Genomic DNA, 9,448 nt, shown 5'->3' with positions numbered 1-9,448 from the left:
CCTGGGTTGGGAACGTTTGCGGGAACGTTTTCAACTATGATGTGACCCATGACACCTGTCAACACCTTCGCCGAAACTTTCTGTGATGCAGCTCATGGATCCACACCGATCGCACCCCCATCAGGGCCTGTCCCGCCAAGGGCTTTGGTATCGTCCGAGCCATGGATCAGGACGGGCATGACTGAGCAGGCGGTCTCGCGCACCGTGACGATCCGCGACGTCGCCCGGCTGGCAGGGGTGAGCACCTCCACGGTCTCGAGGGTGCTCGACGACCGCCGTCCGCCCTCGAGGTCACCTTCCGCCGAGCGAGTGCGCGCAGCCGCTGCCGAGCTCGGGTACCGGCCCGATGCCTATGCCTCCGGGCTGCGCCGCCAGCACACCGGCACCGTCGGGGTCCTGGTGCCGCGGCTGTCGGACACCGTGATGGCCGTCTTCTTCGAAGAGGTCGCCCGAGCGTGCGCCCGCCAGGCCGGCTTCGCCATGGTGGCCACCACCGAGGACCGCCCCGAAGCCGAGAAGGCCACCGTGGAGACCCTCTTGCGCCAGCGCGTGGACGGGCTGATCCTCACCACCGCCCGCCTGGAGGACCCCGTCGCCGCTCAACTGCGGGCCCAGGGGGTACCGCACGTGCTGGCCCTGCGCACCGATCACATCAGCCCCTCGGCCACCGGCGACGACGAGCTCGGCGGCTACCTGGCCACCCGTCACCTGCTGGACCTGGGCCACCGGAACATCGCCCTGGTCGCCGGACCCTCCTACGCCTCCACCGCCGTGGCCCGGCAGGCCGGCTACCGCCGCGCCATGACCGAGGCCGGAATCACCGGGGTCGACCACCTCGTCCACGAGTCCACCTTCGGCATGGACTCCGGGGAGACCGTCGCCCGCGCGATCCTGGCCGACCCGGACCGGCCCACCGCGATCTTCGCCGTCAACGACAACACCGCCATCGGGGTGCTGGCCGCCGCCCAGGCGGCCGGGCTGTCGGTGCCGGGCGACCTGTCGGTGGTCGGCTACAACGACATCCCCGTCTCGGCCCGCCTGCCGGTGGCCCTGACCACCGTGCGGGTGCCCTTCGACCAGATCGCCGCCAACGCCGTGGAGCTGCTCACCCAGCAGCGCACCGGCGCCCTCGGCGAGCCGCGCCGCGTGGCCACCCCCACCCTCATCCCGCGCCAGTCCACCGCCCGGCCCCCGGCCACGCGCACTGACTGAGGCCACATCCCGCCCCGTTGCCGGCAACACCGGAACAGGCCCTGACTCCCCGGACGCCAACCCTTACGGGAACGACAGCCGCCCAAACCATCGGCGTGGTCCTTCACCACAGCCGGTCGGACCGGTCAGGCACAGACCCGCACCACCAGCCACGACCCACACCGTAGGCTCCGACGGAGCCTATAGAACGGAGACACCATGCCCATCGTCACCATCAACATGGTCGCCGGCCGCGACCGCGCCATGGTCCAGGACTGCCTGCGTGAGGTCGCCAAGACGGTCTCCCGCACCCTCGATGCCCCGCTGTCCTCCGTCCGGGTGCTGGTCAACGAGGTCGACCCGGAGCTGTGGAGCGTCGGTACCACTCTCAAGAGCGAGGAACGCCCCACCGGCCCCACCCCTTGAACCCCGCACGACAGAGAACTCCTACCGCTACCTCGCTCTCGCAGGCAGTGGCCGGTAGCCGGCCATATGTAAAGCGGGAGGCGACGGGACCGTCGTCGTTTGCGGAGCTCACCGCCCATCCGGGTGCGGTTGAGCTTCTCGTTCGCTCAGGAGCATCGGCCCCGTGCCGAGGCCGCCGTCATGGCAGCGGTGCCGGGGCGGCCTGGGCCGGTCTTTGCTGGGTGGCTGGGCTCGTGCCGGCTGGAATGGTCTCGCCGGCGGCGGCCGGTGGTCGGGATCCGGTGCTGTTGGTCGGTGCCAGCGCCAGCACGATCAGCGCGGCGGCGAGAATCGACAGCCCGATCCAGCCGAGCACCGCCAGTTGTTCGCCGACCACGAGGACCGCCAGCAGTGCCGCCACGGCCGGTTCGGTCAGGGTCAGGGTGGTCGCCGTGCTCGGGCGCAGCCGGGTGAGTCCGATCCCGAAGAGGTAGTAGCCCAGGAACATCGGGACCAGGGCCATATAGGCGGCCACGGCGAAGGACTGGCTCGAGGCCAACAGGGGCGCCCCCGTGGCGACCAGCACGGGCAGCAGGAGAACCCCGCCGGCCCCGAAGACCGCGCCCATCGCCGCCGCCCGGTCCACCCCGTGGCCCATGAGCCGGTGGACCACCCAGGAGTACAGGGCGTAGGTCGCTCCGGCCACCATGCCCAGCCCGATCCCGGTGACGGTGTCGGTGGCTGATACGGTCGCCTGACCGGCCTTGGACAGGCACAGCAGGGCACTGCCGGTGATGCCCAGCGCCGCCGCCAGCACCCACCACCGGCTCAACGGCTTGCGCTCCAGGACCAGTTCCAGCAGTCCCGAAGCCAGCGGGGCCGAGGCCAAGGAGACCACCGTGCCGATGGCCACCCCGGCCAGGTGCATCGAGGAGTAGAACGCCAGCGGGTAGACCGCCACCGCGCCGGCCCCGACTGCCACCAGCCCCGCGTGGGCCCGCAGCATCGGGCGGGCCCGGCGCAGGGCGGGCACTGCGATCCCTGCTTGCAGCAGCCCGCCCACCCCCAGCGCGGCGGCGCCGATCGCCAGCGGGCCGGCCTCCGGGGCGAAGGTCGCCGCCGTGCCGGTGGTGCCCCACAGGAACGCGGTCACCAGGATCGCGAGGATCCCGCCCGTCGTACCCTTCACCGGGCGGCGCCCAGACCGGTCAAGAGGTCGGCGGCGATGCCACGGGCGTGGACCAGGCGTGCCGGATCGCCCTCCAGCCCGGCCCGGGCCATCGCCCCCTCCAGCAAGAAGCTGAAGTGCTCCGCCACCTTCCGGGCCGCGGCCGGATCGGTCAGCGCGCTCAGGTGTTCGACCAACAGTTCCTCGACGTGCTCCTTGTGCCGGCGCACCACGGCCCGCCCCGGGTCACCGGCGGGCAGCTCGGCCGCGGCGTTGAGCAGCCCGCAGCCGCGGAAGCCGTGGTCGTAGGCGAGACCGGCGTGATCAAGGTAGGCGTCGAACACGGCCAGCACCCGCTCCTGGGGTGTGGACGTCTCCGCCAGGCGGGCCCGGTACAGATTCAGCCATTCCTCGTGCCGGTCCTGGAGATAGGCCTCCACCAGGGCGGCCTTGGAGGCGAAGTTGTTGTACAAGCTCATTTTCGCCACCCCGGCCTCGGCGGTGATCGCGTCGATGCCCGTGGCCGTGATGCCCTCGGCGTAGAACCGGCCCGCGGCCGCCTCCAACAACCGTTCCCGGGCCGACCCACGGCGCCGCTTGGCGTTGTGCTGAGATGTCGTCATAACCGCCCCCTTCTTAGGTAGACCAGTCTACCTAAAAAGGGGGCGGCGACAACCCTGGTGGAGCCCGGCACGGTCTCGAGGCAACGAGTACGCCTGGACACAGGCTTGCTGGTCCTGCCCGGAGCTCGCGCAGCCAGCCCGACAGACTGCACCACTCCGGTAGTCGAGTGCAGGACCGGGGACTCAAGGCCAGTTATCAGTCGCGGCGGAGCCAGGAAGCCGGAGGAGATGTGGGAGTAGATGCAGTAACTGCCGTGACGCGTTGGCCGGTAGTCCGCCTTATGTGAAGGGGTAGTTGCCCGTGCATCTGAGCTAAGAGCAACCAGCGACCCGGACATAGGAGATGCACTGATCGAGCGGACTCGTCAACGCGCAGCTCCAGCCCTCATCGACGTCTTCAACTGATGCCCCCCGCGCCAGTCGGCAGGAGCCGTGTCACGTATCTCACGAAGACGTTGGACACCTCTCCGCGGACGCTCCAGTCAGGGATCGAGCAGTAGGACGCAGCTCTTGGATCGGGCAAGGCATCGGGGTGCGCTGCGTAGGCTTATTGCCGTGGCCGCGGAACGAACCTCCTCTGTTGCGCTGGTCGCCGTGGATGACACCGTACTGGCGCAGCTCGTTCATGCCGCGACCACTGACGCACTGGCTGATGAGGTGACTCCGCCGCTGACGGCCGGCCGAGCGTGGACATCGGACCGAGTCGCATGGCTACGTGACTTCCACCGTGTCCGTCGCGCCGGACTGCCCGGGCCAGCCGGAGAGGGAACCTGGGCCGTGGTCGTCGACGAGATGGTCGTGGGTTCGGTGCGCCTCAAGCACACGGATGAGCCTGGCGTCCTGGAGATGGGCATTTGGCTGACTCGTGGCGCCCGTGGTCGCGGCGTTGGACGAGCAGCCACGGCCGCAGCTCTGCGTCAGGCCGCTTCGCTCGGGGCGTCTGGAGTGCGGGCAGACACCACCGCCGCTAACGCGGGTGCCCTGGCCGTGCTACGTCGCTTTGGCTTCCACCTCACGCTATCCGACGGCGGTCAGGACGTCCGGGCGCTGCTCCTGTTCGATCCTGAGGGGGACCGCTGCAAGTGACAACTGACCTGACTTGATGGCCGCTATCTGGGCCATATGTGAAGTTGTAAATTTCGCGCCTCTCATGCACCTACTGTCCACGGGCCGGCCAGCGACTGCACAGCCGCGCCTTCGGACCTCGGCTGTACCCGTGCCACGGGCAAGGCAGATCATCAACGTCACCTGATGGTGCGGCAGTCCCCACAGCATGGTGACCCAGACACGAGCTGAGATGATGGACGGTACCGCTGGGGAAGGAAAGAGCATGGGCTTTTACGACGACCGGGTGCTCCCCCACGTCATCGACGTAGTCATGAATGCCAAGCAGGTCCGAGAGATCCGGCAGCGGGTGTGCTCGGGCCTGCAGGGCGAGGTGGTGGAGATCGGATTCGGCACCGGACACAACCTTCCCTTCCTCTCGGCCGAGGTGACCCGGTTGCAGGCCGTGGAGCCCTCCCAGCGCAGCATCGCCCTCGCCCAGGAGCGGATCGCCGCCATGAAGATCCCGGTGGAGATCGTCGGCCTCGACGGGCAACACCTGCCCCTGGAAGACGACTCCGCAGACGCGGTGCTGTGCACCTGGAGCCTGTGCACCATCCCGGACCCGGAGACAGCGGTGCGCGAGATGGCGCGCGTGCTGAAACCGGACGGGCAGCTGCACTTCGCCGAGCACGGCCGAGCACCCCACCACGGCATCCGCCGATGGCAGGACCGCCTCAACGGCATACAGCAGCGCATTGGTGGTGGGTGCAACCTCAATCGCGACATCCCCTCGATCATCGAAGCGGCAGGAATGACGATCACCCGGCTGGACACCTACTACGCCAAGGGCATCCCCAAGCCTTACGCGTTCATGTACGAAGGCACCGCAACCGCGGGCTAGCCGACCCGCCGGAGCCTGTTCTGCGCTGGAAGGGATCGTTTCTTCAGCTCTGCGGCGCTGTGGCGCAGTTGCCAGACGCCCCCTGGCTCAGCGGAACCCCGGCAGTCGGCACGGGCAGCTCTCGGATCCGACGGTAGAGGGTGGCCCGCGACATCCCGAGGTCACGGGCGACCTGGGTGGCCGGCTCCCCACCCTCGATCAGCCGGAGAGCGTTGCGGATTTGGGAGTCGGTGAAGGTCTGCCGGCGCCCACCGAGATCTTTGCCAGCTGCCCTTCGCTTGGCCACCGAGTCGGTGATCCGCTCCCGCTTGATCTCCAGTTCCATCTGGGCCAGGGCCGCCAGGACGGTGAAGACCATCGAGCCCATGGGGGTAGCGGTGTCGACGTCTCCCCCACCCAGATTCAGCACCCGCAGCCCCACTCCCCTGCTCCGCAGGGTCTCGGCGAAGGCCAGCATGTTCTGCGTCGACCTCCCCAACCGGTCCAGCGTGGTAATCACCAACGTGTCACCGTCCTCGAGGGCAGCCATCGCCTTATCCAGCTGCGGACGGGATGCACGCCCTCCAGACACTCCATGGTCCAAACAGAGGTCATCGCGCCGCACACCTGCACCCAGCAGGTCAGACACTTGGCGGTCTGCGTCCTGCTGCCGTGTCGACACTCGGGCATATCCGAGCAGCTTCCCCATGTCCACCCCATCTGTCTCGCAACTGACGTTGAGTATCCGATTCTAGGGGTACAGATAAAGCACATAGCTGCGAGACGGACCGAACCGCGGAAACATGCGGGCGCAAATTTTTCTGACGAGACGTCTTGCATCCCTTGGCTTGAGATACAGTCATCTAGCTCCATGGGACCGCTGGATCCCCCCGTGTACGGCAATGCAGTACATGTGGAGCCTGATAAAGCGATGGATGCGTTGGTGGCGGTACATTTAGTGGCCTTCATTCCTTCGTGCTCACCATGGGTAAGCTCTGCCCAGCTTGGAGATTCATAATAATCTATGACTAGGATGGGTCTTCGGCACTAATCAATGGTCTGGTTTCAGGAGGGCACGATGGGGTTCGAGGTCTTCGACAAGAGAATGACTCCGCTGGCGAAGGCGCCGAGCGTGACCATCCAGAAGCGAGGGGTGATCTCGCTGAACAAAGCGGCCCATGACCTCATCGACAACGCTCAGACCGTGGAGCTGCTCTACGACCGCGATCGGAACGTGGTGGCCCTGCGCCCGGCCGATGACTCCGCCCCGCATGCCTACGCGGTGCGCAGCGGTTCCAAGAACGGTCCCGGGCAGGCCATCGTCTCGGCGACCGCGTTCACGCAGCACTACGGGATCGACACCGCCGCCACCCGCCGGTGGAAGCCCTTCACCGAGGACGGGATGCTCTGCGTGGACCTCACCGTCGAGGGCACCCTCATTACCGGCAACCGCGCCAAGACCGCGGACCCCGCCCCGCCCACCGTGACTGATGAGGCCGCTGAGACCCTCGACTCCCCCACCGCCGTCGAGAGCACCACCGATGACGCCTGACACCAGGCACGGCGGCACACCCCTCCATCTCCCCCCCTATCCCGAGAGGAACCACCACCCATGGCCCAGAATGTCATCATCGAGCTCGAAGACGACCTCGACGGCGGCCCCGCCGACGAGACCCTGACCTTCGCCCTGGACGGGCGCGACTACGAGATCGACCTCTCCACCGCCAACGCGGCGAAGCTGCGCGAGGCCGTACGGCCCTTCGTGGCGGTCTCGCGCAAAGCTCCCACCGGCGATGGGCGCCGCAGGCGAACCACCGGCATCACTGCCTCCTCGGAGACGGCGAAGATCCGGGCCTGGGCCAAGCAGCACGGCCACCAGGTCTCCGACCGCGGCCGGATTCACCAGTCCGTCAAGGACGCCTACTACGCCGCCACCAGCCAGTCCTGAGGGGCTGCGCCCTGCCGGTTCTCCTGGCGGGCCGGCAGGGCGATCCTCAGCGCCTCATCCCCGTGCTCACTGCCGGTGTGGTCCTCCGGAGGTCATGTTCCCCATCGCTATTGACCACCCGCGACTGTGAGTTCATCCTTGGCTGACAAGGGAAAACATGGGTGATCACCAACGAACCACCCTCAGCGCTTCCTGTGGCAGCGACCGGCCGCACCCGCTTCCGGGGGGTTGATGGGCAGCAGTCCGGGAAGGCCGGAGACGCGCTTTTGGGGGCGGGACAGCTGGGAGAGCTGTCCCGCCCCACTCACTGCCGCTTCCGCGCCCCCTCACCCTGCCGGCACGCACCCCCACGACCTGCCCAGCACAGGGCGCCCGAGGCACCACTCCGCCGGATGCCGCCCCGGCCACAGGAACGAAGAGGACACAGCGGCCAGCAGCGTGGCGGCGGACCCTGCGATCCCAACAACTGCGAGACCGTGCAGGTACAGGTGCTGATGAGAGACACGGCGACCCGGCAGGCCGTGGCGGACCCGCGTCGATGACAGCACGACGCTTGTGGTGCAGAAGGCCCTCGAGCCCGGCTTGCCAGGCCCGAGGAGGTGCGAGGAAGCTGGGCGGCACGCAGAGCCGTGCCTCCCCGCACCCGGCGGGGCCCGGCCGGCATGAAGGGACGTGAATGGTGATGAACACACCGCCCGAGGGCCTGGACCCCGATGGCACTGCCAAGGACATTCCCCCGGAGCGTTCCCCCGCCGAAGCCGTCTCCATCGATCCCGACTACAGCACCCGCAGCGGGTACCGCGCCGACTTCCTGGACCACCGGCTGCCGCTGCCGGGACACCAGTCCTGGGCCGAGGTGGTCTCCGCCGAGCTGAGGTACCACCACTTCAGCATCGTCATGCACCGGCCCCGCCGGCTGGCCCTGTACACCGCGGTGAACATCGACGGGCGCACCGCAACCCGGCCGTCACGGGACTCCGAGCGCTGGATCATCGACCCCCGCATCCCCCGCGAGGAGCAGACCAACGACGAGCTCTACCGCGACAACGCCCTGGACCGCGGGCACCTGGTCCGCCGGCTGGATCCGGCCTGGGGGCCGGTGGCCGAGGCCGCCGGCGACGACACCTTCCACTTCACCAACGCCGCCCCGCAGCACCACGACTTCAACGCCGGCCAGAGCCTCTGGGCGGGTCTGGAGGACTACATCCTCCACCACACCGACAACCGCGACCTCACCGTCAGCGTCATCACCGGCCCCGTCCTCCACGACGAGGACCCCTCCTACCGCGGAATCGCCCTCCCGAGGCAGTTCTACAAGCTCGTCGCCATGGTCACCACCACCAACCAGCTCTTCGTCACCGCCTACCTGCTCAGCCAAGAGGCCCTGCTGGAAGAGTTCGCGGCCAGACCCGAGGAGTTCTCCTTCGGCGCCTACCGCACCTTCCAGGTCCCCGTCCGGCGCATCGCCGACCTCACACGGCTGGAGCTGCCCGCCCACATCGCCGCCGATCCCCTCGACCGCCTCACACCCACCGCCCTGCCCCGGGAGATCCTCCGGCCCGAGGACCTCCTCTTGGTGAGCTGAGCACCCACCGGCTCCACCACGCCACACCGTCGTCCATCCCCGCGCCTGTGAGAGACCCGCACCCCGCCCCTCCTTGTTCCCCGTCTCTGCCGATGAGAGAGCGTGCCCACCATGGATCCAACGATCACCCAGATCGCCTCCGCCTTCGCCGGCCACGACTTCGACACCGCCCTCCCGCACCTGGCCGACGCGGTGAGCTGGACGCTGGTCGGTGCCCAGGAGATCACCGGCAAGGACGCCGTCACCGCCGCGTGCCAGGCGACCGCCGCCGAGCTGAGCAGCACCACCACGGAGTTCACCTCCTTTAGGACCGTGACCGACCAGCGATGCGTGGTCATCGACAGCACCGCCCAGTACACCGACACCGAGGGGCGGACATCGGTGGTGGCCTCCTGCGACATCTTCGACTTCACCGACGGGCTGATCACCCGCATCCGCTCCTACACCATCGACCTGACCCCCTGAACCGGATGGAGCCGACAGCTGACCGCGACGCGGTCGCCCCACACCGGGACGAGGCGGGACTGTCCGATAAACGGCTCTGTCGCACATTCGGTGGTGGTGCGGCTCCTCGAGGGTTGGTTCATGCTTGCGGACTTCT

At 68.2% G+C, this 9,448-nt stretch carries 11 protein-coding genes; 8 read left to right on the top strand and 3 right to left on the bottom strand.

Translation table 11 applies throughout. The features are described 5' to 3' along the window. Positions 1-177 precede the first annotated feature (177 nt). Together IEW07_RS20255 and IEW07_RS20250 are read left to right on the top strand one after the other, a co-directional pair. Positions 178-1,212 (top strand): LacI family DNA-binding transcriptional regulator, encoded by a 1,035-nt coding sequence (locus tag IEW07_RS20255; protein WP_188540539.1) that lies wholly within the window; start codon positions 178-180, stop codon positions 1,210-1,212. A 198-nt stretch (positions 1,213-1,410) separates the two neighbouring features. Next, complete coding sequence (locus IEW07_RS20250) at positions 1,411-1,617, top strand: tautomerase family protein (protein WP_188540537.1); 207 nt, start codon at positions 1,411-1,413, stop codon at positions 1,615-1,617. A 178-nt stretch (positions 1,618-1,795) separates the two neighbouring features. Here the strand turns inward: IEW07_RS20250 and IEW07_RS20245 are convergent, their stop codons facing one another. Then, positions 1,796-2,785 (bottom strand): DMT family transporter, encoded by a 990-nt coding sequence (locus IEW07_RS20245; RefSeq protein ID WP_188540535.1) that lies wholly within the window; start codon positions 2,783-2,785, stop codon positions 1,796-1,798. Next, positions 2,782-3,387, bottom strand: a complete 606-nt coding sequence (locus IEW07_RS20240) for a TetR/AcrR family transcriptional regulator (RefSeq protein WP_188540533.1) — start codon at positions 3,385-3,387, stop codon at positions 2,782-2,784. Before IEW07_RS20240 ends, IEW07_RS20245 begins: the two co-directional genes overlap by 4 nt. A 432-nt stretch (positions 3,388-3,819) precedes the next feature. Between IEW07_RS20240 and IEW07_RS20235 the strand changes: the two genes are divergently transcribed. Next, positions 3,820-4,473: a GNAT family N-acetyltransferase gene (locus IEW07_RS20235; RefSeq protein WP_308738252.1), complete on the top strand. Its 654-nt coding sequence runs from the start codon at positions 3,820-3,822 to the stop codon at positions 4,471-4,473. 244 nt (positions 4,474-4,717) lie between these two features. Further along, positions 4,718-5,335: a class I SAM-dependent methyltransferase gene (locus IEW07_RS20230; protein ID WP_188540529.1), complete on the top strand. Its 618-nt coding sequence runs from the start codon at positions 4,718-4,720 to the stop codon at positions 5,333-5,335. 43 nt (positions 5,336-5,378) lie between these two features. On the opposite strand, the gene IEW07_RS20225 is transcribed toward IEW07_RS20230, so the two are convergent. Further along, on the bottom strand, positions 5,379-6,023 hold the full coding sequence (locus tag IEW07_RS20225; protein WP_229742017.1) for a recombinase family protein: 645 nt from the start codon (positions 6,021-6,023) through the stop codon (positions 5,379-5,381). Positions 6,024-6,392: 369 nt separating this feature from the next. Between IEW07_RS20225 and IEW07_RS20220 the strand changes: the two genes are divergently transcribed. The 4 genes from IEW07_RS20220 (at position 6,393) to IEW07_RS20205 (ending at position 9,312) form a co-directional block, all read left to right on the top strand. After that, entirely contained in the window at positions 6,393-6,866 is a 474-nt protein-coding gene (locus tag IEW07_RS20220; RefSeq protein WP_188540527.1) for a hypothetical protein, read from the top strand. A gap of 60 nt (positions 6,867-6,926) precedes the next feature. Further along, the gene (locus IEW07_RS20215) at positions 6,927-7,262 is read left to right on the top strand and encodes a histone-like nucleoid-structuring protein Lsr2 (protein ID WP_188540525.1); all 336 of its coding nucleotides are present in this window, start codon (positions 6,927-6,929) and stop codon (positions 7,260-7,262) included. A gap of 682 nt (positions 7,263-7,944) precedes the next feature. Next, entirely contained in the window at positions 7,945-8,847 is a 903-nt protein-coding gene (locus tag IEW07_RS20210; protein ID WP_229742016.1) for a DNA/RNA non-specific endonuclease, read from the top strand. A 111-nt stretch (positions 8,848-8,958) separates the two neighbouring features. Further along, positions 8,959-9,312, top strand: a complete 354-nt coding sequence (locus IEW07_RS20205; protein WP_188540521.1) for a nuclear transport factor 2 family protein — start codon at positions 8,959-8,961, stop codon at positions 9,310-9,312. Positions 9,313-9,448: the final 136 nt, after the last annotated feature.

Origin of the sequence: Kocuria dechangensis, from assembly GCF_014636775.1 — a bacterium.
GTDB classification, from domain to species: domain Bacteria; phylum Actinomycetota; class Actinomycetes; order Actinomycetales; family Micrococcaceae; genus Kocuria; species Kocuria dechangensis.
Note: the sequence above shows the minus strand (reverse complement) of the source record. Positions and strands in the feature narration are given on the sequence as shown.